Here is a 23,893-nt window from a genome sequence, read left to right as displayed (position 1 = left end):
CTATCACGGGGACCCCCTGCTCTACACCACGCCCCGGTGGTGAGCCGACCCTGACCGGCGGCCCCCCGCACTGGGGGCGGGGCGCCGCCGTTTTCGCATGCCGGGGGCGGGTTGCGCGGCTTCGGAACGCGATGCCGGGGGCGGGTTGCGCGGCTTCGGAACGCGATGCCGGGTGCGGGTTGCGCGGCTTCGGAACGCGGATCCGACGCCGTCGGGCCGCCGGCAGGACTGGCGACGCCTGGTGTGCTCTCCCGAGCGGAGGAGGTCGCTCAGCCTCGCCGCACCCAGGGGAGCGCTGGGTGCGGCGGGACGGAGAGGTGCCTGGGTCAACGCTGGTGCACGGGCTCGCCGTCGACGAAGGTCAGGCTGACCTGGGTGGTCCAGATGTCCTGCTTGGGGAGCTCGAACGGGTCGCGGTCCAGGACGACCAGGTCCGCCGGGCGGCCCCGCTCGATCAGCCCGGCGGGCGACTGGTTGATCCAGGCCGAGCCCGCCGTGTACGCGGTGAGCGCGGTCGCCAGGTCGATGCGCTGGCCCGGCAGGAACGGGGTCTGCGCGGTGGGATAACCGGCGTGCACCGAACTGCCCGGCTCGGTGCGGTTGACCGCCACGTGCATGCCCTGCAGCGGGTCGGCGTTCGACACCGGCCAGTCGCTGCCCGCGCAGAACCGGGTGCCGTGGGCGAGCAGGTCGGCGAATGGGTACTGCCACGACGACCTGGGGTCGCCGAGGAACGGCAGGGTCAGCTCGTCCATCTGGGCGTGGTGGGTGGCCCACAGCGGTTGCAGGTTGGCGGTGACGCCGAGCGCGGCGAAGCGGGGGACGTCCGACGGCTCGATGATCTGCAGGTGGGCGATGTGGTGGCGGTTGGCGGGGTCAGTGCCCTCGAAGCTGTCGAGGGCCTCGCGGACGGCCCGCTCGCCGATCGCGTGGAAGTGCACCTGGAAGCCGAGCCGGTCCAGTTCGGCCACGTACTCCTTGAGCTTGCCGGGGTCGACGTACGACAGGCCGGTGCCGCCGCACAGGCAGTACGGCTCCAGCGTGGCGGCGGTGAAGTTCTCCGTGATGCCGTCCTGCATGATCTTGATGGAGGTGGCGCGGAAGCGGTCGAGGCCCTCGGCGGCGGCCCGCCTGGCCACCAGGCCCTCGATCTGGTCGAGGCCGCGCGTCCTGTCCCACCACAGGGCGCCGACGACGCGCGCCCTGAGCCTGCCCGAGCCCGCCGCCGACAGGTACGTGGGCAGTTGGTCCTGCGAGCCCGCGTAGGAGCCGACGATGGCGTCCTGCCAGCCGGTGATGCCGAGGGAGAACAGGTACTGCTCGGCCTCGGCCAGCGCGGCGTCGAGGTCCTGGGAGGTCGGGCGGGGGGTGAGCAGGCCGACGAGGTCCATCGCGCCCTCGTGCAGCACGCCGCTGGGCGTGCCGTCGGCGTCGCGCTCGATCCGGCCGTCGGACGGGTCGGGCGTGTCGGCGGTGATCCCGGCCCGTTCGAGAGCCCTGGTGTTGACCCAGGCGGCGTGGTGATCGCGCTGGATCAGGTAGGCGGGACGGTCGAGGAAGTCGAGCTGCGACCGGTGCGGCAGACCGCCGGGGAAGGCGGCCATGTCCCAGCCTCCACCGTCAATCCACGCTTTCTCCGGATTCTTTGCGGCATAGTCGGAGATTTCCGTGAGGTAGGCGTCCAGCCCGAAGACCTCGGACAGGTCGCACTTGGCCCGCTCGAGGCCCGCCTGCACCGGGTGGATGTGCGCGTCGGTGAACCCCGGCACCAGCAAGCCGCCGTCGAGGTCGACCGTGTCGTGGGCCGGGGCCAGCCGTGCCAGCTCGCCCTCGCCGCCCACCGCGGCGATCAAGCCGTCCTGGACGAGCACCGCCTCGGCGAACTCGCCCGTGGCGGTGAAGACGCGTCCGCCTCTGAAAAGAATGTTCATGTCACTCCTGGATCGCGGAGTCAAAGGCCGGTGATGAGGTCGGCGAAGCGGACGGGCCGGAGCGGCACCGCGCCGCCGGCAGACCCGGACAACAAGGGAACAACCCCACTCATGTCCTCATATCCTGCTATATCCGTATAAGTTTCCGCATCTCACGACGAAATGCGCGGTGAAACACCGCGGTAGCGGCGGCGTAACAGCCGCCCGGCATCCTCCTGAGTATGGGATTCTTGCGCATCCGCACCGCCGTGGACGAACGGCCGGGACGCCTGGCCTCCCTCGCGTCGGCCCTGGCCGCCAGGGGCGGCGACATCGTCGGGCTGAGCGTCCAGTCCGACACCGGCGGGACGGTCGACGAGTTCCTCGCCGACATCCCCGCGACCCCCGAGAGCGTGCACGCGGCGCTGGAAGCGGCCGGTGGCCGCCAGGTCACGGTCGTGCCCGCCACCGCGCACGAGCTGACCGACGAGCCCACCCGGGCCCTGCTGCCGGCCGTCCAGGTCCGCGGCATGCCCTGGACGCTTCCCACGCTCCTGGCCGAACTGCTCCACGCCGACGACGCGCGATGGCCCAAAGCATCCGTAATGGAGCTAAGCCCGACAAAAGAAACGGCGGAGCCATGACCCCGTAGCAGGGGCGTAACAGGTGGCCGCCATCCTGAGGCCATATCGGAGGGGAGCAAACATGGCATTTCTGCGGATCCGCACCACCGTCGACGAGCGACCCGGTCGGCTCGCCTCACTCACGGCCGTCCTCGCCGAATGGGGCGGCAACATCCTCGGCCTGTCCGTCCAGCCTGACACCGACGGCACGGTCGACGAGTTCGTCGCCGAGGTGCCCGTGTCCGCCGAAGCCATCGCCGCGGCGATCGAGGCCGCCGGCGGCCGCCGCGTCCACGTGGTCCCCGCCACCGCGCACGAACTCACCGACGAGACGACCCGTGCGCTCCTGCTCGCCTGCCGGGTGAACGAGCAGCCCTGGCGGCTGCCCGAGATCCTCGGGGAGTTGCTGCGCGCGGACACCACAGGCTGGCAATACGGTGATCAGGTGAGTGATCTTCCCGACCCGCACCTACTCGTCGTGCCCGTCGCGCCCAAGAGGGCGATCCGGCTGCGCCGCGCGGAGCTGCCGTTCACGCTGACCGAGGCGGCCAGGGCGGCGTCGTTCGTCCGGCTCGCGCAGCCGGCGGCCGAGCCCGCCGCGGTCGATCGCGCGCTGCGCCTGGACGACGGCGTCGAGGTCGAGGTGCGGCCGCTCACCGCGGGGTTCCGCGAGGCCGTGCGCGACCTGCACGACCGCTGCAGCCCCGAGTCGCGCCGGTTCCGCTACTTCACATCCATGCCGGCACTGCCCGAGCGGGTCTTCGACCGGCTGCTCGACAAGGGGCGCGGGCAGTCGGTCGTCGCCTGCCGCGACGGGCAGGTCGTCGGCCTGGCCAACCTGATGTACTGCCCCGACCCGGGCGCGGCCGAGATGGCCTTCCTCATCGAGGACTCGTGGCAGGGGCGGGGCCTGGGCGGGCAGCTCGCCCGCATGCTCGTCACCGCTGCGCGTGACGCCGGGTTCGCCGAGGTGCGGGCGACCCTGCTCAGTGACAACGCCCGGATGCGCCGGCTGCTGATCAGCCTCGGCGCGACGCTGGGCTACACCGACGACCCCGGTGTGATCGAGGCGCGCATGCCCATCGGCAGGATGATCCCCGTCCCGCAGCCCTGACGGGACGTCTTCGCCGCCGAGCCTGGACGGTCACAGGGGCGGGCTCGGCGGCGAGGCCGGCCACGCCATCCGACCGCTCGCGACCGTACGGAGCTCTACACTCGGCGGGTGTCCAGAAGACAGGAGATCGCCGACGTGGCGATCAGGCTGCTCGCCGCGGAGGGCATGCGCGGGCTGACCCATCGTGCCGTCGACCGGGCGGCCGGCCTGCCCGAGGGCTCGACGTCGTACTACTTCCGCACCCGCCAGGCGCTGCTGCAGGCGACGGCGGAGCGGCTCGCCGAGCACGGCGCGGCCGAGATCGCCGCGCTCCAGGAGCAGGCGGAGTCGTCCAGGGGCGGTCAGGACGAGCTGGTCGACGCCGTGGCCTGGCTCGTCGGCGAGTGGCTCACCGCAGGCCGTGACCGTCAGCTCGCCAGGTTCGAGCTGTCGCTGGAGTCGACCCGGCGGCCGGAGCTGCGCCGGGTGCTCCTGGCCAACCGCGCCCGCCAGTGCGCCATGGTCGCCCGGCTGCTTGACGCCTCCGGCGTGCCCGACGCGGACCGGTGGGCCGGTGATCTCGTCGCCTACGGGGACGGGCTGCTCTTCGACCGCCTCGTCACCAGGGGCGATATCAGCGACCTGCGCACCAAGATCCGCGCGCTGCTGGCCACCGCCGGCGAGCACTGACCGATCATCACATCCCCTCCGAAGGGCCGACCCATGGCGCGGATACTCTACTGACGTAGAGCCTCTATAGGTGTAGAGGAATCCCAAGGAGCGATCATGGTCGTCAGGTTTCCCACAGAGCGCCCGTCCCCGTTCGACCCGCCCGAGGAGCTCGGGCGCTGGCGGGAGGAGGCGCCCCTCAGCCCGCTGGCCTATCCAGGTGGCCATCAGGGCTGGCTGGTCACCGGCTATGCGGCCGCGCGCGCGGTGCTGGCCGACCCGCGCTTCAGCAGCCGGCTCGAGAAGCTACGCTGGCCGATCGATTGGGAGGGCTTCGAGTCCAACGAGCTCGCCCTGCCCCCGGGCTTCTTCATGCAGCTCGACCCGCCGGATCACACCCGCTTCCGCCGCCGGCTCGCCGCGCAGTTCACGGTGCGCAGGCTGAAGGGGCTGGAGCCGGAGGTCGAGCGGATCACCGCGGACGTCCTCGACGCCATGGAGCGCGGCGGGGCGCCCGCGGACCTGGTGCGGGAGTTCGCCCTACCGGTCCCCTCCCTGGTGATCTGCGAGCTGCTGGGCGTGCCGTACGCCGACCGTGAGCGGTTCCAGCACGACTCGGCGACGGCCCTGCGCACCGGGTCGACCAAGGAGGAGGTCGGCGCGGCGATGACGTCGCTGTTCGGCTACCTGTACGAGCTGGTCGGGAAGAAGCAGGCGCAGCCGGCGAACGACCTGCTCAGCGGCCTCGTGGTCGAAGGCGGGCTGACCCAGGAGGAGATCGCGGGAGCGGGCCTGCTGCTGCTGGTCGCCGGGCACGAGACCACGGCGAGCATGCTCGGCCTGGGCGCCTACGTGCTCATGGAGAACCCGGACCAGCTCGGCGCACTGCGTCAGAACCCGTCCCTGATGGAGGGGGCCGTCGAGGAGCTCCTGCGCTACCTGTCCGTCGCCCACCTCGGACCGCTGAGGGCCGCGCTGGAGGACGTCGAGATCGCCGGGCAGACCATCAGGAAGGGCGAGGTGGTGACGCTCTCGATCCCGGCCGCCAACCGCGACCCCGGACGGTTCCAGGACCCAGAGCGTCTCGACGTCACCAAGCCCGTGCAGGTCGGGCACCTGGCCTTCGGTCACGGCATTCACCAGTGCCTGGGGCACCAGCTCGCCAGGATCGAGATGCGCGTCGCGTTCCGCGCGCTGTTCGAGCGCTTCCCCGGCCTGCGGCCGGCCGTGCCGCCGGAGGAGGTGCCGATGCGAACCGACATGACCATCTACGGCGCCCACAGTCTCCCCGTCACCTGGTAGACGAGCGGCGACGGGGGAGCGGAGCCGGTGTCAGCCCGCCGCCCCGGGCTCGTCCTCGGGGCCGCCGGACGGTCTGCTGATCCCGAGGTGACGCTCGATGCGTTCGAGGCTCTCCTCGATCCGCGTGAGCCGCTCGGCGAGGGCGGTGGGCTCGCCGAAGTGGAACGCCTCGCCCGGCCTGAGCCTGGCGCGGCCGAGCTGCTCGAGCACGCGCCGGCGCAGCTCGGCCAGGTCCACGCCCGCGTGCGCGAGCGCCTGCGCGGCGAGCCCCTGGCCCTCCTTGATCAGCCCGAGCAGGATGTGCTCGGTGCCGATGTGTTGGTGGTGCAACCGGAGGGCCTCGCGCAGCGAGAGCTCCAGCACCTTCTTGGCGCGCGGCGTGAACGGGATGCGCTGGGCGGAGTGCCGGCCCTCGCCCTGGCCCACCTCGCGCTCGACGAACGCGCGCAGCTCGTCCAGGTCGAGGCCGAACCCGTCGAGCGCCTGCGCGGTGACGCCGTCGTCCTCCTGCATCAGGCCGAGCAGGATGTGCTCGGTGCCGATGTGGTTGTGGTTCATCGTCCGCGCCTCTTCCTGGGCGAGGACGATGACCCTGCGCGCGCTGTCGGTGAAGCGCTCGAACACCTCCGGCCTCCGTTCGAGTGGGCTGCTTCCACTATGCGCTAGAAACCGCACGATGTGGGGTATCTGACCAGCGTGGATCTTGACGAGGCGGCGGTCCGCCTCTACGCGCTCCCACCGTCCGAGTTCACCACCGCCCGCGCCGCCGAGGCTCGCGCCGCCAAGGACGGCGGCGACGCGGCGCTGGCGCGCGAGATCGCCGGCCTGCGCAAGCCGACCGTGTCGGCGTGGGCCGTCAACCGGGCCGCCCGCGACCATCCGGACGTGTTGCGCGAGCTCCTCGACCTGGGGGAGCAGCTGCGCGCGGCCTGGCAGCGGCAGGACCCCGACGCGCTGGCCGAGCTGACGCGACGGCGCGGCGCGGTCTCCGCCAAGGTGTCGCGGCTGATCAGGCAGAGCGCCCGGCTGTCGCCCGCCGCCGCCACCGAGGTCGACCAGACCCTCGACGCCGCCATCGTGGACGCCGACGCCGCCGAGCGGGTACGCCGAGGGCTGCTGGACAGAGCGCTCAACTACACCGGCTTCGCCCCCGCCCCCATCCTGCGCGACAGGCCCGCGAGGAAGAAGGTCTCCGCCGAGGACAAGGCCGCCGAGGCCAGGAGGCGGGAAGAGGCCGGTAGGCAGGAGGAGGCCAGGAGAGCCAAGGAGAGGCGGGCGGCGGAGGCGGCCCACCAGGAGTGGCAGCAGGCCCTGCAGGAGGCCGTCCAGCAGCACGACAGGCGCGCGGAGAGGGTCGCTGAGCTGGAGCGGAAGCTGTCGGAGGCGCGCAAGAAGCTGGAGGAGAGCCGGCAGCGTCTGGACGTGACCCGGCGGGAGGAGCGGCACGCGCGGCAGCGGCTGGAGGGCTAGGCTATGGTGTACGAAACGGTTCCGTACACCTCTTGGGAGCGCCGATGACCACCTGGACCCCCGCCGACATGCCCGACCTCACCGGAAAGACGGCGATCGTCACCGGCGCCAACAGCGGCATCGGCCTGCCCACGGCCCTCGAACTGGCCAGGCGCGGCGCGCGGGTCGTGGTGGCCGCCCGCTCCGCCGAGAAGGGCGAGGCCGCCGTCGCGCGGCTCAGGCAGGCCGTGCCGGGAGCCGAGATCTCCTTCGGCCGGCTCGACCTGGCCGACCTCGCCTCCATCAGGACGTTCGCCGCGGGCGTCGACCGGGTCGACCTGCTGATCAACAACGCGGGCATCGGGATGATCGGGCGCGCGGAGACCAAGGACGGCTTCGAGCTGCAGTTCGGCACCAACCACCTGGGGCACTTCGCGCTCACCGGGCTGCTGTTCCCGCTGCTCGTGGCCGGCTCCGGCGCCCGCGTGGTGACCGTGTCCAGCGACGCGCACGCCGTGGGCAAGCTCGACTTCGACAACCTCGGGCTGGAGCACGGCTACGGCCGGATGAGCGCCTACGGCCGGTCCAAGCTGGCCAACCTGCTGTTCACGCTCGAACTGCACCGGCGGGCCCAGCGGGCGGGCCTCGACCTGCTCAGCGTCGCCACCCATCCCGGCGCCACCGCCACCGGCATCGTCAAGCTCGGCCCCCTGCAGTGGCTGCTGGGCGTGTTCCTGCAGAAGGCCGAGGCGGGCGCGCTGCCGTCCCTGTACGCCGCCACCTCGCCCGCCATCCGCGGCGGCGAGTTCGTCGGGCCCAAGGCCAAGCTGCTCACCCCGTCGGAGACGGCCCGCTCCGCCGACGTGGCCGCCCGGCTCTGGGACGTGTCCACCGAGCTGACCGGCGTACGATTTGAGGAGATCTCCCACCACTGAAGGACGTGCACGTGGCTCCACTCGACCCCTCCAGGGAGAGGGCCATCCTCGACGCCACCCTGGAGCTGCTGTCGGAGCTGGGCTATGACCGGATGTCGGTCGACCAGGTCGCCAGGCGCGCCAAGGCCAGCAAGGCCACCATCTACCGGCGCTGGGCGGGCAAGCCCGAGCTGGTCGTCGACGTCATCTGCAACCGCTTCGACATGGACACCCCCGCGGTCGAGGACACCGGGTCGCTCAGGGGCGACCTGTCGTCGCTGTTCAGGGGGGTGTGCGAGGTGGTGGAGCGCAAGCACACGGTCATCATGGGGCTGTCGTCCGCGCTGGTCTCGCACCAGGAGCTGGCGCGGACGCTGCGCGCGCACATGCCCACCCGCGACCTGCGCGGCGTGGAGGCGCTGCTGGAGCGGGCCGTGGCGCGGGGCGAACTGGCCGGGCGGGTGGCTCCGGCTCGCCTCTTCGCGCTGCTGGAGGCGCTGGTCTGGCATCGCATGATCTTCATCGGGCCGCCCTTCGACGAGCCGTTCGTGACGGAGTCGGTCGAGGAGGTCCTGCTACCGCTGGTCCGGGTCTGGGCCGGCTGACCTCTCCGCGTGGGCCAGGTGGGCGCAGACGGGGAAGGCGCCGTCGTAGCGTCCCGTCAGCCTGAGGTAGTGGCTCCTGATACGGGCGGACGTCTCCGGCGGTTGCTCCGCGATGATCGCGAAGCGCGGGCCGCCCGCCTCGATGATGTCGCTCCACCATGCGGACGGGGCCACCTCATGGCGCCACCTGAGGGTGTCCACGGCCACGCCGGAGAAGCCGGCGTCCGCGAGGAGGGCGGCGAACAGGGGCACAATCTCACATTTTTGTGTGAAATTTCGGCTCAAACTCTGTTTGTACGGGAAATGTCGGGCTTATGGTCGTCGGCATGACCCCTGAAACCCCCTTCGACGCGTCCCTTGACGCCTTCATCGACGCGCTGCCCAAGGTCGAGCTGCACGTCCACCTGATCGGGTCCGCCTCCGTGCCCACCGTCCTGGAACTGGCGCGCCGACACCCCGGCAGCGCCGTCCCCACCACGGAGGAGGAGCTTCGCACGTTCTACGCCTTCCGCGACTTCCCGCACTTCGCCGAGGTGTACACGGCGGTCAACGCCCTGGTACGCGACCCCGAGGACGTCGCCACCCTCGTCCTCGGGCTGGCCGGCGACCTCGCGAGCCAGGGTGCCCGATACGTGGAACTGCAGGTCACGCCGTACGCGCACCACATGGTCGGGATGCCGATGCGTGAGGTCACGCAGGCGCTCGACCTGGCCGCGGGCCGATCGCTCGCCGAGCACGGCGTCGAGATGGCCTACATCTTCGACATCCCGGGCGAGTACGGCGAGGAGGCCGCCAAGGTCACACTCGACCACGCTCTGCAGGAACCTCCCGCCGCTTTGGTAGGTTTCGGGATCGGCGGCATCGAACAGGCTCGCGCCTCGTACCGTGACGCCTACCGCGACGCGTTCACGGCGGCACGTGCCGCGGGCCTGCACAGCGTCCCGCACGGCGGGGAGATGACCGGGCCGGAGACCATCTGGGAGGTCATCGACGGTTACGGCGCCGAGCGCATCGGCCACGGCATCAACTGCCTCGCCGACGAGCGGCTCGTGGCGCACCTGCGCGAGACCCAGCTGCCGCTGGACGTCTGCCCCACCTCCAACGTCTGCACCGGCCAGGTGCGGCGCATCGAGGACCATCCGCTGCCCAGGCTGCTGGAGGAGGGCCTGTTCGTCACGCTCAACAGCGACGACCCGCCCATGTTCGCCACCACCCTGGCCGGTGAGTACCGCGTCGCGGCCAGGGCGCTGGGGCTGGGCAGGCAGGAGCTGGCGGGGCTGGCCCGCAACGGGGTCCAGGCGTCCTACCTGCCGGAGGAGCGCAAGAAGGCCCTCCTCGCCGAGATCGACACGCTCGCCGGCGCCTGACCGGTTCGCCCTCGCCGCAGAGTCACCGCAGAGCCGCCGAGGGGGCGCCGAGGGGTCAGGGGGAGGCGATTCGGCCCAGGCCGGGCGGGATCTTGCCTGCCGCCGCCCGGTCGAGCAGGAACAGCGTGCGGAGCCTGCCGCGGGCTCCGGCCGCGGGGACCTGCACGTGGCCCGACTCCGACAGGGCCAGCCGGACGGCGCCCGACTTCTCCTCGCCCGCCGCGACCACCCACACCTCGCGCGAGGCCTGGATGGCCGGCAGGGTGAGGGAGATGCGCGTGGGCGGCGGCTTCGGCGAGCCGTGCACCGCCACCGCCGCCCGCGTGTCGTAGAGGGCGGGCATGCCCGGGAACAGCGACGCCACGTGGGCGTCGGGGCCCATGCCGAGCAGGGTCACGTCGAAGCTGGGCACCGGGCCGTGGTCTTCGGGCCTGGCCGCCTTCTGGAGTTCGGCTGCGTACGCCTCGGCCGACTCCTCGGCCGACAGCCCGGAGTCGGGGCCGAGCATGACGTGCACCCGCTCGGGGTCGACGTCCACGTGGTCGAGCAGCGCCTGCCGGGCACCGGTCTCGTTGCGTTCCGGGTCGCCGGCCGGGAGGTAACGTTCGTCGCCCCACCAGATGTCGAGGTGGCGCCAGTCGACGGCGTCGCGGGCCGGGGTCGCGGCGATGGCCGACAGCGTGGCGATGCCGACCGTGCCCCCCGTCAGCACCAGCGACGCCGAGCCCTTGGCCGCCTGCACGTCGACGAGCCGGGTGATGATCCGCGCCGCCACGGCCTTGGCCAGGATGTCGGCGTCGCGGTGGACGACTACGTTGGGAACGCTCACGCGCCTAGTCTTTCATGATTCGCCCGCGCCGATCCCCAGGCGCCACGGCTCGGCCAGGGGACCGGGCGCCGGTTGGCGAGCGTCAGCGGCGCCCTGCACACGGGGCGCCGCTTTAACGCGATTTTTCAGGGCTTGCCCTGTTTCAGGGCTTGTAGGTGCGAGCCAGCCGCTTGAGGGCCGCCTCGTAGATCTCGTCGGAGTCCAGCCGCCGCAGCTCCTCCGCCAGCAGCTCGGACGTCTGCCGCCGGGCCAGCGCCACGTTCCTGTCGGGCTGCCCCGGCCGCGACAGCTTCGCCAGCCTGGCGTCGCTCCTGGACACCATCAGGTCGCCGTCGGAGGTCGCCAGCCGCACCGACGTCAGCCCGGGCCCGCTTGAGTCGGCGACCTTGATCTGCGCGCCGAGCCGCTCGGACAGCCACGCCGCCAGCAGCGGAGCGCTCGGGTGGGCCGTCGCCGCCTCCACGACCCCCCTGCGGACCTTCCCGACAGGCTGGTCGAACGCCGCCGCGAGCAGGCTGCGCCACGGCGTCAGCCGCGCCCACGCCAGGTCGGTGTCGCCGGGCGCGTACCCCTTCGCCCTGGCCGCCAGCGCCGCGATGCCGCCGCCGTCGCTGTCCTTGGCGTCGGTGATGCGGCGCAGGCACAGCTTCCCGATCGGGTCCTTGGACGGCACGGCCGGAGCCGTGCCCGGCCACCAGGCGACGACCGGCGTGTCGGGCAGCAGCAGCGGGCTGACCACCGAGTCGGCGTGGTCGGTGAGCTCGCCGTACAGCCGCAGCACCACCACCTCGCCCGGCGTGTTCTCCCCGATGCGCAGCTCGGCGTCGAGCCGGTTCGTCTCGTCGGGCTCACGCTTGATCACGACCAGGATGCGCGACGGATGCTCGCGGGCCGCCTCGGTGGCGGCGCGCAGCGAGTCGTACTGGTCGCGCTCGTCGCAGACCACGACCAGCGTCAGCACCATGCCGATCGCGGGGGCGCCCATCTGGTGGCGCAGCAGCGTGAGCTGTGCCGAGATCTTGCCGGCGGTCGTGTCCGTCAGCATGAACGTGGTCATCAGAGCCTCCTCCAGACCCGGCCGTCGCGGGCCATCATCGCGTCAGCCGACTCGGGGCCCCACGACCCCGAGGGGTAGGGCTCGGGCTGGCCCTGGGTGGCCCAGAACTCCTCGATCGGGTCGAGGATCTTCCACGACAGCTCGACCTCGCGCTGGTGCGGGAAGAGCGGCGGGTCGCCGATCATCACGTCCAGCAGAAGCCGCTCGTACGCCTCGGGGGACGACTCCAGGAACGACTCGCCGTAGGCGAAGTCCATGGAGACGTCGCGCACCTCCATGGCCGTGCCCGGCACCTTGGAGCCGAACCGCACGGTGATGCCCTCGTCGGGCTGCACCCTGATCACCAGCGCGTTCTGGCCGAGGATCTCGGTGTCGTCCTTGGAGAACGGCAGGTGCGGCGCCCGCTGGAACACCACCGCGACCTCGGTCACCCGGCGGCCCAGCCGCTTGCCGGTGCGCAGGTAGAACGGCACGCCCGCCCAGCGCCGGTTGGCGATCTCCAGCTTGATGGCGGCGTACGTCTCGGTGATGGACGCGGCGGGGATGCCCTCCTCCTGCAGGTAGCCGACGACCTTCTCGCCGCCCTGCCAGCCCGCGGCGTACTGGCCGCGGGCGGTGTTGAGCGCGAGGTCCGACGGCAGCCGCACGGCCTTGAGCACCTTCTCCTTCTCCCGCCGCAGCGAGGACGCCTCGAAGGAGGTGGGGTCCTCCATCGCGACCAGCGCGAGCAGCTGGAGCAGGTGGTTCTGGATGACGTCGCGGGCCGCGCCGATGCCGTCGTAGTAGCCCGCGCGCCCGCCGATGCCGATGTCCTCGGCCATGGTGATCTGCACGTGGTCGACGTAGCTGCGGTTCCAGATCGGCTCGTAGAGGTTGTTGGCGAACCTCAGCGCCAGGATGTTCTGGACCGTCTCCTTGCCCAGGTAGTGGTCGATCCGGAAGATCGAGCTCTCGGGGAAGGCCGAGGTGGTGATCTCGTTCAGCTCGTGCGCCGACTTCAGGTCGTGGCCGAACGGCTTCTCGATGACCACCCGCCGCCACGCCCCGGCAGGCGCGTCGGACAGGCCGGTGCGCTTGAGCTGCTCCACCACCACGGGGAAGAACTTCGGCGGCACCGACAGATAGAACGCATAGTTGCCGCCCGTGCCACGGGTCTGGTCAATCTCCCTCAACGCCATCGCCAGCGCGTCGAACGCCCCGTCGTCGGAGAACTCGCCGGGAACGAAGTGGATGCCCTCGCGGATCTGCTTCCAGACCTCCTCGCGGAACGGGGTCCGGGCGTGCGCCTTGACGGCGTCGTGCGTCAACTGGGCGAAGTCCTGGTCCTTCCAGTCGCGCCTGGCGAAGCCGACCAGCGAGAAGCCGGGCGGCAGCAGCCCCCGGTTGCCGAGGTCGTAGATCGCCGGCAGCAGCTTGCGCTTGGCCAGGTCTCCCGTCACGCCGAACAACACCAGCACACACGGTCCGGCCACCCTGGGCAGCCGCTTGTCGCGCGGATCGCGCAACGGGTTGGAGTCCACCACCGCCATCGTCGTGGATGTGCCCGCGACGTCGGCGGCCACCTGGACGGCCTCCTCCGCGGGCGCTGCCGGGTCTGTCATGTCAAACCTCCTGTGCGGCTGCGAGCAGGTGCGCGACTCCGGCCGCGCGGTCGGTCAGGTGCAGGCGTACGGCTGGTCGTTCCCGGTTCAGGAGCGCCCCGAGGTCTCCGAGCGCCTGGGCGAGCTGGAGTCTGCCCAGGGTGTACGGCCTGCCGGGCACCGGGACGTCGTCGGTGACGGCGCCGGTGATCTGCAGGAACACCCCGTTCTGCGGGCCGCCCTTGTGGTACTGCCCGGTGGAGTGCAGGAAACGCGGCCCCCACCCGAAGGTCACGGGCCGTTCGGTGCGCATGGCGAGCAGCGCCCGCAGGGTGGCGGCGTCGGCGGCCATCCACGCGTCGGTCATCTGCTCGAAGTCGGCTCCCTCGGGCACCGGCGCGTCGAAGGCGGCCAGCCGGTCGAGGAAGGCCGTGACGGCCAGGTAGCCGTCGTCGGGGATCGAGTCGAGCAGCTCGGTCAGCACCCCGGACAGGTCACGCGCCCGGGTGCTGCCGTAGACCTCGACGGGCCCGTCGACCAGTACCGGCTCACCGACGGGCAGCTCGGGCAGGTCGAGTAGCGCGGCCGTGTTCAGCTTCGACTCGGCCACGTTCGGCTGGTCGAACGGGTCGATCTCCAGGGCCAGCCCGGCGACGGCCGTGGCGTACTCCCAGACGAGGAACTGCGCCCCCAGCGGTCCGTCGACGCGGACGTCGCCGTCGTGCGCCCCGTCGGAGTCGATCGCGACCACCAGCTCGTCGGCGGCCCCTCTCGGCTCGGCGGCGACGACCGGCAGGATGCCCTTGCCGTCCTTGCCGGTGGACTCGGCGACGAGCTGCTCGATCCAGTCGGGCAGCCCGTTGAGGGAGGAGAGCTGGTCGTCCAGGATCAGCTTGTCGCGGCCGCCGAGCGCGGCCGCGCCGAGGGCCGCCCCCAGCAGCAGGCCGGGGTTGCCGGCCTCCTTCGACAGCAGCGGCAGCACCTCGCCGGCGTCGTCGAGCAGCCGCTCGACGTCCACGCCCGCCAGCGCGCTCGGCACCAGGCCGAAGGCCGACAGCGCCGCGTAGCGCCCGCCCACGTCGGCCGGGGCGCGCACGAGCCGGTAGCCGCGCTCGACCGCCTCCTGCTCCAGCGGCGAGCCGGGGTCGGTGACGACCACGATCCGGCCGGCGGGGTCGATCCCCGCCTCGTCGAACAGCTGCCGGTAGACGCGCAGGTGGCTGTCGGTCTCCACGGTCGAGCCGCTCTTGCTCGCCACGACCAGGACGGTGGCGTCGAGGTTGTCGGCCAGCGCCCTGCGCACCTCGGCCGGGTCGGTCGTGTCGAGCACGGTCAGCGGCACGTCGGCGCTCGCGCAGATCACCTCGGCCGCCAGCGAGGAGCCGCCCATCCCGGCGAGCACCACGTTGGTCAGCCCCTCCGCGCGGGCCCATCCGGCCAGCCTGCCCAGCTCGGGAAGCAGCTCGCGCGAGGTACTCGGCAGGGTCAGCCACCCCAGCCTGACGGCCGCGCCCTGCTGCGGGCCCGCGCCCCACAGGGTGGAGTCGCCACCCGTGAGCCGCGCGGGCACGCCGGCCTCGACGAGCCGCCCCGCGAGGGAGGAAGCGGCCGCGGCCACCTCCTCCTCGCGGTAGATCACGTCCATCAGCGAGCCAGGTTCTTGGTGACGCTCTCGAGCAGCTCGTTCCAGGACGCCTCGAACTTCTGCACGCCCTCGTCCTCCAGGACCCGCACCACGTCGTCGTAGTCGACCCCGGCCTCCTTCAGCGCGGCCATGGTGTTCCAGGCCTGCTCGTAGAAGGGGCGGACGGTGTCGCCGCTGATGGTGGCGTGGTCGGCCACCGCGTCGAGCGTCTTCTCCGGCATCGTGTTGACGGTGCCGGGCGCGACGAGCTGGTCGACGTACATGGTGTCGGAGTACTCGGGGTTCTTGACGCCGGTCGAGGCCCACAGCGGACGCTGCGGGCGGGCGCCCGCGGCGCGCAGCCGCTGCCACCGCTCGGAGCTCATGACCTCCTCGTACGCGGCGTAGGCCAGGCGCGCGTTGGCCACGCCCGCCTTGCCCTTGAGCTCCGGCTTGCCCAGCTTGTCGAGCCTCTTGTCGATCTCGGTGTCGACGCGGCTGACGAAGAACGAGGCCACCGACTCGATCGTGGCCAGGTTGAGGCCCTTGGCCTGCGCGGCCTCCAGACCGGCCAGCCAGGCGTCCATGACGGCGCGGTAGCGCTCCAGCGAGAAGATCAGCGTGACGTTGACGCTGATGCCCTCGCTGATCGCCTGGGTGATCGCGGGCAGGCCCTCCAGGGTCGCCGGGATCTTGATGAACAGGTTCGGCCTGTCGACCAGCCACCACAGGGCGCGGGCCTCGGCGATGGTCTTCTCACTGTCGCGCGCCAGGCGCGGGTCGACCTCCAGTGACACCCGCCCGTCGACGCCGGAGGTGGCGTCGTAGACCGGGCGCAGCACGTCGGCGGCCCAGCGGATGTCGTAGGCGGTGATGGCGCGTACCGCCTCGCCCACCTCGACGCCGCGGACGGCCAGGTCGTGGAGCTGGGCGTCGTAGGCGTCGCCCTTGCTCAGCGCGCCGGCGAAGATGGTCGGGTTGGAGGTGACCCCCACCACGTTCTTCTCGCGGATCAGCTGCTCCAGGTTTCCGCTGCGCAGCCGCTCGCGGCTGATGTCGTCCAGCCAGATGGACACGCCCTGGCCGGACAGCTTGTTCAGAATCTCGCTGCTCATCTCAGTTTCCCGTCGTCTCGCCCTTGTCATGCCCCAGCTTGGCCAGGCTGGACTTGGCCGCCGCCGCGACGCGCTCGGCCGTCAGCCCGAACTGCTCGTACAACGTGCGGTACGGCGCCGAGGCGCCGAAGTGCTCCAGGCCGACGACCTCGCCGCACTCACCGACGAACTCGTGCCAGCCGAGCGCGATGCCCGCCTCGACCGCGACCCGAGCCGTGACCGATGGCGGCAGAACGGTGTGCCTGTAAGCGATGTCCTGCCCGTGGAACCACTCGACACACGGCATCGACACCACGCGCGTCGGAATGCCCTGGGCCTCCAGCAGTTCCCGGCCGTTGACGGCGATTTCCACCTCGCTGCCGGTCGCGATGATGATCACCCGCGGCTGGCCGTCGGAGGCCTCGCGCAGGATGTAGCCGCCGCGGGCCACGCCCTCGGCGCTCGTGCCCTCGAAGACCGGCAGGTTCTGCCTGGTCAGGGCGAGCGCGGCGGGCCTGTCGGTGTGCTCCAGGACGGCCTTCCACGCGTAGGCGGTCTCGTTGGCGTCGCCGGGGCGCACCACGTCCAGGCCGGGGATGGCGCGCAGCGCCCACAGGTGCTCGACCGGCTGGTGGGTCGGGCCGTCCTCGCCCAGGCCGATGGAGTCGTGTGTCCACACGTACGTGACCGGCAGCTTCATCAGGGCCGCCAGCCGCACCGACGGCCGCATGTAGTCGGAGAAGACCAGGAACGTGCCGCCGTACGGGCGGGTGCCGCCGTGCAGCGCGATGCCGTTCAGGATGGCGCCCATGGCGTGCTCGCGGATGCCGAAGTGGAGAGTCCGGCCGTAGCGGTTACCGGGGAACTCCTTGGTCTGGTACTCCTCGGGGATGAAGGACGGCTCGCCCTTCATCGTGGTGTTGTTCGACTCGGCCAGGTCGGCGGAGCCGCCCCACAGCTCGGGCAGCACCCTCGCGAGCGAGCTGAGCACCTCGCCGGACGCCTTGCGGGTGGCCATCGAGCCGCCCGTCTCGAACTGCGGCAGCGCGGTCGACCAGTCGGCGGGCAGACGACGGCGGGAGATGCGGTCGTACTCGGCGGCGCGCTCGGGGTTCGCCTGACGCCACTCCAGGTAGCCGCGCTCCCACTTGGCGTGCTCCTCGTGGCCGCGCCGGGCGACCTGGCGGGCGTGCTCCAGCACCTCGGCCGGCACGTCGAAGGTGGCGCCGTGGTCCATGCCCATGACGCGCTTGGTGGCGGCCACCTCCTCCTCGCCCAGCGCGGCACCGTGGATCTTGCCGGTGTTCTGCTTGTTCGGCGCGGGCCAGCCGATGATCGTGCGCAGCCGGACGAACGACGGCCTGTCGGTCTCGGCGCGGGCCTCCTCCAGGGCGGCGTGCAGCGCCTCGACGTCCTCGACGTACTCGCCGGTCTTCGTCCAGTCGACGCTGACCGTGTGCCAGCCGTACGCCTCGTACCGCTTGACCACGTCCTCGGACTTGGCGATCAGCGTGTCGTCCTCGATGGAGATGTGGTTGTCGTCGTAGATGACGATGAGGTTGCCGAGCTTCTGGTGGCCGGCGAGCGAGCTGGCCTCGTGGCTGATGCCCTCCTCGATGTCGCCGTCGCTGACGAGGCACCAGATGTGGTGGTCGAAGGGGGACTCGCCGGGGGCGGCGTCGGGGTCGAACATGCCGCGCTCGCGGCGGGCCGCCATCGCCATGCCGACCGCGTTGCCCAGGCCCTGGCCCAGCGGGCCCGTGGTGGTCTCGACACCGACCGTGTGACCGTGCTCGGGATGGCCGGGGGTCAGGCTGTCCCACTGGCGCAGGCGCTTGAGGTCATCGATCGTCAGCCCGTAGCCGGACAGGAACAGCTGGATGTACAGCGTCAGGCTGGAGTGCCCGCACGACAGGACGAAACGGTCACGGCCCAGCCAGTCGGCGTTGGTGGGGTCGTGGCGCATCGTCCGCTGGAACAGCAGGTATGCGGCGGGGGCCAGGCTCATGGCGGTGCCGGGGTGACCCGAACCCGCCTTCTCCACTGCGTCCATCGCCAGGGCTCGAACGACGTCGACTGCTCGCTTGTCGAGGTCGGTCCATTCGAGGGCTGGCACGAGTTCGGTGCTCAAGTGCTCGATCTCCGCAATCTAGTTGTCATTGGTGGTGCCGGTTGGCATATCCCGCCCACACGGGACCTTAACCGAGTGGACCTGGCGAACGATTCCCTCCCACCCGTGCGGGCCCGTAGCTGGCTCAAGCCCCCCATTGGCCGGACCGGCCGCCCCTGCTACTACAGTTTGGTTGTTCGCAGGGGCGCCACGGCGCCCTCCACGGATCCGCTCTAATCAGAGGTTACGCGTTGACTCCGCACGTGCTGGAAGCGCCTTGACGGTGCTGACGAACAGGCAGGCGACGGCCCCCGCCCCCGCGGCCGAGGCGCCGCGCACGATCGGCATGGTCGTCAAGGCCTACATCGCGCTCACCAAGCCGCGGATCATCGAGTTGCTGCTGATCACCACCCTGCCGGTGATGTTCCTCGCGGCCGGGGGGCTGCCGCCGCTGTGGACGTCCGTCGCGGTCATGGTGTTCGGCACGCTGTCGGCGGGCAGCGCCAACGCGCTCAACTGTTACGTCGACCGCGACATCGACGTGAAGATGCGCCGCACGAGGAAGCGGCCGCTGGCCCGGCACCAGGTGTCGCCCAAGGGGGCGCTCGTCTTCGGCATCGTGCTGGGGATTTTGTCGACGCTTGGGCTGTGGCTGACCACGAACTGGCTGGCGGCCGTGCTGTCGACCGGCGCGATCCTGTTCTACGTGCTCGTCTACTCGATGATCCTCAAGCGGCGCACCGCGCAGAACATCGTCTGGGGCGGCATCGCGGGCTGCATGCCGGTGCTGATCGGCTGGGCGGGCATCACCGAGCGGGTCGACTGGGCGCCACTGGTGCTGTTCGGCGTGGTGTTCTTCTGGACCCCGCCGCACACCTGGACCCTCGCCATGCGCTACAAGGAGGACTACGCGGCGGCCGAGGTGCCGATGCTGCCGGTGGTGGCCACCGAGCGGCGGGTCATCCTCGAGTCGATCGCCTACACCTGGGCGACCGTGCTCTGCTCGCTGGCGCTGTGGCCGGTGGCCCACACGACGCTGTTCTACCCGATCGTGGCCGGGGCGCTCGGCGCCTTCTGCCTGTGGGAGGTCCACCGCCTGCTGGCCAGGCTGAACTCCGGCAAGTCCGGCGTCGCGCTCCGGCCGATGCGCTTCTTCCACTGGTCCAACGCCTACCTGGCGCTGCTCTTCCTCGCCGTCGCCATCGACCCGCTGCTGTCCTGAGCCGCCGTACCCAGGCCGCGCGCGTCGCGCAGCGACCGGTCTCGCGGACGCCGCCAGGACCGGCCGGACCTCGTCACCTCGGAAGGACACCGGGTTTCTGATCCGTTATCGTCACCTTATGGCGTCCCGTGATCCACGCTGGGTGTTCAGAGACCGCCCGTCGTTCGCGTTGATTACCGGGCTGGTCCTCACCGGCATCTGCGCGCTCGTCTCGTTCTCCTTCGACGTGATCAACGGCGAGCCGGTGCAGTTCTTCATCGCGCTCATCCTCGCCCTCGCCCCCGTGCCGCTGCTGCTGGCCGGGGTGCTCGCGCTCGACCGCATGGAGCCGGAGCCGCGCTCCAACCTGGTCTTCGCCTTCGCGTGGGGAGCGGGCATCGCGGTGCTGGTCGCCGGTGTGGTCAACTCGCTCAACCTGCACTACATCATCGACACGGCCAAGCTGTCGGAGGCCAGCGCCCGCAACATCGCGGCCACGTTCGGCGCGCCCGTGGTCGAGGAGACGATGAAGGGGCTGGTCCTGCTCGGGCTGCTCAAGTTCCGCAGGGCCGAGCTCGACGGGCCGACCGACGGCGTCATCTACGCCAGCATGGTCGGCCTGGGCTTCGCCATGAGCGAGAACGTCAGCTACTACCTGGCCGCGCTCAACTCCGAGCAGGGCGTCAAGGGGCTGGCGGTGACGGTGGTGCTGCGCGGCATCCTGTCGCCGTTCGCGCATCCGCTGTTCACGTCCATGATCGGCGTTGCGGTGGCCTACGCGGCCACCCGCCGCGGGCCCGAGCGGGTCTTCTACATCATGGCCGGCTGGGTCGGGGCGATGGTCCTGCACGGGTTGTGGAACGGGCTGGCCTCCTACGGCAGGTTCCCCGGGCTGATCATCGCCTACCTGGTACTGCTCGTGGTACTCCTGGTGCTGATCGCGGTGGTCTTCAAGGACCGGCGGCGGATCGTCGCGCTGATCCAGCGCTACCTGCCCGCCTACGAGCCGACCAAGCTGGTCAACCAGGCCGACATCTTCATGCTCTCGGCGCTGTCGCGGCGCAGGCAGGCCAGGCAGTGGGCCAGGGCGCACGGGGGCAAGCGCGGGCTGCGCGCGATGAGCGACTACCAGCTCGCCGCCACCGAGCTGGGCCTGCTGCACGAGCGGGCCGCGCGGCGGATCGTCGATGAGCAGGCCTTCCACGAGGAGCAGCGGGCGCTGCTTGAGTGCATGGCCGCCGCCCGCGCAGCGTGGCCGATCCCGCCCGCGCACGCCCAGGCCATGACCAGGGGAACACCGCCGCCGGGCTACGCGCCCGGCGCTCCGGGCTGAGCGAGGATGTGCCTGAGCGAGGTCTCGACGGGCCCCGGATAGACCGGCTCGGAGTTCAGCAGCAGGGCGTCGGCCACCGCCTTGGCGGTGGCGAAGAACTCGCGCGTGGCGGAGGCGTACGTGGTGACGGCCCACTGCTTGGTGGAGTCGTCGCCCACCCCGAACGCCTCCAGGCCCGCCGTGCGGCACAGTGACACGGCCCTCGGCAGGTGGAACACCTGTGTCACCACGGTCAGCCGCTGGGCGCCGAACACCTTGCGGGCCCGCACGCAGGAGTCCCAGGTGTCGAAGCCGGCGTAGTCGAGCACCATCACCCCGCCGGGCACGCCCTTGGCCATCAGATAGTCGCGCATGGCGGTCGGCTCGTCGTAGTCCTTGCGGCTGTTGTCGCCGGACAGCAGCAGCGCCCTGACCTTGCCCTCCCGGTAGAGCTGGGCCGCGATGTCGAGCCTGCGGGCCAGCATGGAGGACGGGCGTCCGCCGAATAGGCCGGCGCCGAGCACCAGAGCCGCCTGCGACGGCGGCACCCGCCCGAGCCAGCCGTCGGTGTCGGCCACCACGCGGTGGTCCGAGCTGTCGAGCCAGGCCCACGTCATCGGTGCCAGCGCGAGCACGGTGACCAGCACCAGCGCCTGGAAGGAGCGGCGGAGGGCGCGCCGAGAGGGGCGGACGAATCGCGGCAAAACGCACCTCTCATCGGTGGGGGAGTGGCGGACCAATCACCCCACACCCTGACACAGATGATCAGACGGCGGCGGCCATTTCGGTGGGGGAGGGGGTGATCGGGGCCGGTGCGGAGCCGCGGGTGCGCAGCGAGGTGACCGCCCTGAGCGCGGCGATCCAGACCAGCGTCGAGCCGAGCGCGTGCAGGCCCACCAGGAAGGCCGGGACGGCCAGGAAGTACTGCGTGTACCCGATCACGCCCTGGGCCAGCTCGACCGCGAACAGCGCCAGCGCCGCCCGGCGTGCGGCCCTGGGCGAGTCGGTGACGTGCAGCGCGAACAGCAGCGCGAACGTCAGCCCGACGACGATGTAGACGATGTCGGCGTGCAGCCGGGCCACGCTCTCGATGTCGAGGTCGAGGCGGCCGGCCTGCGCGTCGCCGGAGTGCGGGCCGGTGCCGGTGACCACCACGCCGGCGACGAGCAGCACGAACACCGCCGCCAGCAGGACGTGCCCGAGCCTGCGGATGTCGCGGTGCACCAGCCGCCTGGCCGGCTCGTCGCCTTCGCCCGCGCGCTTGTACAGCGCCCAGCAGGCGGCGATCAGGCCGATGGAGATGAGGAAGTGCATGCCGACCGTGAGCGGGTTGAGCACGCTCTTGACGACCAGGCCGCCCCAGAGGGCCTGCGCGACGATGCCCACCGGCTGCAGCCACGCCAGCAGGAGCAGCGAGCGGCGGCGCGGCGCCAGCCGCATCGCCGAGAGCAGGCAGGCGACGCCGAAGGCGAGGACGAGGAACGTCACCAGCCGGTTGCCGAACTCGACGGCCATGTTGACCGGCGAGATCTCGGGGTGCGCGACGGGGATGAAGCTGTCGGGCGTGCACTTCGGCCAGGTGTTGCAGCCCAGCCCCGAGCCGGTGACGCGCACGGCCACTCCGGTGACGGTGGCGCCCGCGTTCACCACCACTGACGCCAGCGCCCAGCCACGCATCGTCTCCGCCGTCGGCGCCCAGAATGAGAAGAGTCGCCTGATGAGGGGATTGGCGTGGTCGGTGGGTAGCTTCACGTCATCGATGGTACGGGCGGGTCCGGCCGGTCCCCGAATTGGGGGAACGCGCCTGCCGAAGCCGGACTATGGCCGCCTTGTCCCGTCATACGGAACGTGACTTCTCAAACCGCGCGAGTATGTGACATATTACTGGCGGGAGGTGTGCATGTCCGACGTGATCGTCGTCGGCGCGGGAGTCGTCGGCGCGGCCTGCGCCTACTACGCCGCGCGCGCCGGCCTGGACGTGACCGTGCTCGACCGGGGCCCGGTCGCGGGCGGGACGACCGGCTCAGGCGAGGGCAACATCCTGGTCTCCGACAAGGAACCGGGGCCCGAGCTGGAACTGGCGCTGCTGTCGAACCGCCTGTGGCGGGAGCTGTCGGCCCTCGGCGGCTTCGAGTTCGAGGCCAAGGGCGGCCTCGTCGTCGCCGAGACGGACGAGATCCAGCGGCAGCTCGTCGAGCTGGCGTCCAAGCAGGACGTCGAGCACGCCGTGGTGGCAGGGGAGGCGCTGCGCGACTACGAGCCGCACCTGGCGGCCGGGCTCGCGGGCGGCGTGCACTACCCGCAGGACGCCCAGGTCCAGCCCATGCTGGCGGCGGCCAGGCTGCTGGAGCACGCGGCCGAGAGCTACGGGCACGGCGCCGTGCGCCTGCGCACCGGCGTGAGCGTCACCGGTTTCACCCCGTCCGGCGGCCGAATCACGGGCGTCCGCACCGACCAGGGCGACCTCCTCGGCGGCGCGGTGATCAACGCGGCCGGCACCTGGGGCGGCGAGGTCGCCGCGATGGCCGGTGTCGAGTTGCCCGTGCTGCCCAGGCGCGGCTTCATCCTGGTCACCGAGCCGCTGGCCGAGCCCCTGATCAGGCACAAGGTCTACACCGCCGCCTACGTCACGAACGTGGCCAGCGACTCGGCGGGGCTGGAGACGTCCGCCGTGGTGGAGGGGACCCCGGCGGGGACCGTCCTCATCGGGGCCAGCAGGGAACGGGTCGGGTTCGACCGCACCACCTCGCTCCCGGTGCTCGGACGGCTCGCCGCGCAGGCGGTCGCGCTCTTCCCCGCACTGCGGGACGTGCGGGCCATCAGGTCGTACTGCGGATTCCGTCCGTACTGCCCCGACCACCTGCCCGTCATCGGGGAGGACCCCCGCGTGCCCGGCCTGTACCACGCGTGCGGCCACGAGGGTGCGGGCATCGGGCTCGCCCCGGCCACCGGGCACCTGCTCGCGCAGCTGCTCACCGGCGCCGGCCCGGACCTCGACCTGCGCCCCTTCCGCCCCGGCCGCTTCCAGGAGTCGTCGTGACCCAGCCCTCCCCGGACTTCCACATCACCGTCGACGGCCGCCCGGTGCCGGTCGCGGCCGGGCAGACGATCGAGGCAACAACTATCACCAGAACATCAAGCCGGACTGCGAGTT

21 protein-coding genes and 1 pseudogene are annotated in these 23,893 nt (G+C 71.4%); 11 read left to right on the top strand and 11 right to left on the bottom strand.

What is annotated here, in order from left to right; all coding sequences use genetic code 11:
• Positions 1–326: 326 nt before the first annotated feature.
• Positions 327–1,931, bottom strand: coding sequence for an amidohydrolase (locus tag ABZ297_RS37030; RefSeq protein WP_355356268.1), 1,605 nt, complete (start codon positions 1,929–1,931; stop codon positions 327–329).
• 221 nt (positions 1,932–2,152) lie between these two features.
• Between ABZ297_RS37030 and ABZ297_RS37025 the strand changes: the two genes are divergently transcribed.
• From ABZ297_RS37025 to ABZ297_RS37010, 4 genes are all read left to right on the top strand, one after another.
• Positions 2,153–2,554: a hypothetical protein gene (locus ABZ297_RS37025; protein WP_355356266.1), complete on the top strand. Its 402-nt coding sequence runs from the start codon at positions 2,153–2,155 to the stop codon at positions 2,552–2,554.
• A gap of 61 nt (positions 2,555–2,615) precedes the next feature.
• On the top strand, positions 2,616–3,647 hold the full coding sequence (locus ABZ297_RS37020) for a GNAT family N-acetyltransferase (RefSeq protein ID WP_355356264.1): 1,032 nt from the start codon (positions 2,616–2,618) through the stop codon (positions 3,645–3,647).
• A gap of 108 nt (positions 3,648–3,755) precedes the next feature.
• Positions 3,756–4,316, top strand: coding sequence for a TetR family transcriptional regulator (locus ABZ297_RS37015; RefSeq protein WP_355356262.1), 561 nt, complete (start codon positions 3,756–3,758; stop codon positions 4,314–4,316).
• Positions 4,317–4,412: 96 nt separating this feature from the next.
• Positions 4,413–5,597 carry a cytochrome P450 gene (locus ABZ297_RS37010; protein WP_355356261.1) on the top strand — a complete coding sequence of 395 codons (1,185 nt, stop codon included), beginning with the start codon at positions 4,413–4,415 and terminating at the stop codon, positions 5,595–5,597.
• Positions 5,598–5,792: 195 nt separating this feature from the next.
• On the opposite strand, the pseudogene ABZ297_RS37005 reads toward ABZ297_RS37010, so the two are convergent.
• Positions 5,793–6,221, bottom strand: a pseudogene (locus ABZ297_RS37005) (Clp protease N-terminal domain-containing protein); the annotation flags it as partial.
• Between the two features lie 72 nt (positions 6,222–6,293).
• On the opposite strand from ABZ297_RS37005, the gene ABZ297_RS37000 reads away from it, so the two are divergent.
• The 3 genes from ABZ297_RS37000 to ABZ297_RS36990 are packed head-to-tail and all read left to right on the top strand — an operon-like array spanning position 6,294 to position 8,565.
• Positions 6,294–7,067 (top strand): hypothetical protein, encoded by a 774-nt coding sequence (locus ABZ297_RS37000; RefSeq protein WP_355356259.1) that lies wholly within the window; start codon positions 6,294–6,296, stop codon positions 7,065–7,067.
• A gap of 44 nt (positions 7,068–7,111) precedes the next feature.
• Positions 7,112–7,981: an oxidoreductase gene (locus tag ABZ297_RS36995; protein WP_355356257.1), complete on the top strand. Its 870-nt coding sequence runs from the start codon at positions 7,112–7,114 to the stop codon at positions 7,979–7,981.
• 11 nt (positions 7,982–7,992) lie between these two features.
• Entirely contained in the window at positions 7,993–8,565 is a 573-nt protein-coding gene (locus tag ABZ297_RS36990; RefSeq protein ID WP_355356255.1) for a TetR/AcrR family transcriptional regulator, read from the top strand.
• On the opposite strand, the gene ABZ297_RS36985 is transcribed toward ABZ297_RS36990, so the two are convergent.
• Positions 8,536–8,817, bottom strand: coding sequence for a hypothetical protein (locus tag ABZ297_RS36985; RefSeq protein WP_355356253.1), 282 nt, complete (start codon positions 8,815–8,817; stop codon positions 8,536–8,538). The two genes, ABZ297_RS36990 and ABZ297_RS36985, sit on opposite strands and share 30 nt — an antisense overlap.
• 74 nt (positions 8,818–8,891) lie before the next feature.
• On the opposite strand from ABZ297_RS36985, the gene add reads away from it, so the two are divergent.
• On the top strand, positions 8,892–9,932 hold the full coding sequence (add, locus tag ABZ297_RS36980; protein WP_355356252.1) for an adenosine deaminase: 1,041 nt from the start codon (positions 8,892–8,894) through the stop codon (positions 9,930–9,932).
• Positions 9,933–9,987: 55 nt separating this feature from the next.
• Here the strand turns inward: add and pgl are convergent, their stop codons facing one another.
• From pgl to tkt, 6 genes are all read right to left on the bottom strand, one after another.
• On the bottom strand, positions 9,988–10,761 hold the full coding sequence (gene pgl, locus ABZ297_RS36975; protein WP_355356250.1) for a 6-phosphogluconolactonase: 774 nt from the start codon (positions 10,759–10,761) through the stop codon (positions 9,988–9,990).
• A gap of 142 nt (positions 10,762–10,903) precedes the next feature.
• Complete coding sequence (opcA, locus tag ABZ297_RS36970; protein WP_355356248.1) at positions 10,904–11,818, bottom strand: glucose-6-phosphate dehydrogenase assembly protein OpcA; 915 nt, start codon at positions 11,816–11,818, stop codon at positions 10,904–10,906.
• Positions 11,818–13,347, bottom strand: coding sequence for a glucose-6-phosphate dehydrogenase (gene zwf, locus ABZ297_RS36965; protein ID WP_355356270.1), 1,530 nt, complete (start codon positions 13,345–13,347; stop codon positions 11,818–11,820). The genes opcA and zwf overlap by 1 nt, the downstream gene beginning before the upstream one ends.
• A 73-nt stretch (positions 13,348–13,420) precedes the next feature.
• Positions 13,421–15,043 (bottom strand): glucose-6-phosphate isomerase, encoded by a 1,623-nt coding sequence (locus tag ABZ297_RS36960; protein ID WP_355356246.1) that lies wholly within the window; start codon positions 15,041–15,043, stop codon positions 13,421–13,423.
• Positions 15,043–16,137: a transaldolase gene (gene tal / locus ABZ297_RS36955; protein ID WP_355356244.1), complete on the bottom strand. Its 1,095-nt coding sequence runs from the start codon at positions 16,135–16,137 to the stop codon at positions 15,043–15,045. The genes ABZ297_RS36960 and tal overlap by 1 nt, the downstream gene beginning before the upstream one ends.
• Before the next feature lies 1 nt (position 16,138).
• Entirely contained in the window at positions 16,139–18,247 is a 2,109-nt protein-coding gene (gene tkt, locus ABZ297_RS36950; RefSeq protein ID WP_355356242.1) for a transketolase, read from the bottom strand.
• 256 nt (positions 18,248–18,503) lie between these two features.
• On the opposite strand from tkt, the gene ABZ297_RS36945 reads away from it, so the two are divergent.
• Together ABZ297_RS36945 and ABZ297_RS36940 are read left to right on the top strand one after the other, a co-directional pair.
• A complete protein-coding gene (locus tag ABZ297_RS36945) occupies positions 18,504–19,448 on the top strand; it encodes a heme o synthase (RefSeq protein ID WP_355356240.1) in 945 nt (314 codons plus the stop codon).
• Positions 19,449–19,566: 118 nt separating this feature from the next.
• Positions 19,567–20,760 (top strand): PrsW family intramembrane metalloprotease, encoded by a 1,194-nt coding sequence (locus ABZ297_RS36940; RefSeq protein ID WP_355356238.1) that lies wholly within the window; start codon positions 19,567–19,569, stop codon positions 20,758–20,760.
• On the opposite strand, the gene ABZ297_RS36935 is transcribed toward ABZ297_RS36940, so the two are convergent.
• Both ABZ297_RS36935 and ABZ297_RS36930 read right to left on the bottom strand, forming a co-directional pair.
• Positions 20,736–21,443 carry an ElyC/SanA/YdcF family protein gene (locus ABZ297_RS36935; protein WP_355356236.1) on the bottom strand — a complete coding sequence of 236 codons (708 nt, stop codon included), beginning with the start codon at positions 21,441–21,443 and terminating at the stop codon, positions 20,736–20,738. The genes ABZ297_RS36940 and ABZ297_RS36935 overlap by 25 nt on opposite strands.
• A 61-nt stretch (positions 21,444–21,504) precedes the next feature.
• Positions 21,505–22,491, bottom strand: coding sequence for a COX15/CtaA family protein (locus ABZ297_RS36930; protein WP_355356234.1), 987 nt, complete (start codon positions 22,489–22,491; stop codon positions 21,505–21,507).
• A gap of 121 nt (positions 22,492–22,612) precedes the next feature.
• Between ABZ297_RS36930 and ABZ297_RS36925 the strand changes: the two genes are divergently transcribed.
• Positions 22,613–23,779: an FAD-binding oxidoreductase gene (locus ABZ297_RS36925; protein ID WP_355356232.1), complete on the top strand. Its 1,167-nt coding sequence runs from the start codon at positions 22,613–22,615 to the stop codon at positions 23,777–23,779.
• Positions 23,780–23,893 lie beyond the last annotated feature (114 nt).

The sequence above is a fragment of the Nonomuraea sp. NPDC005983 genome (assembly GCF_040614375.1).
Lineage (GTDB): Bacteria > Actinomycetota > Actinomycetes > Streptosporangiales > Streptosporangiaceae > Nonomuraea.
The sequence above is the reverse complement of the archived record's forward strand: the minus strand, read 5'-3'. Positions and strand labels throughout refer to the sequence as shown.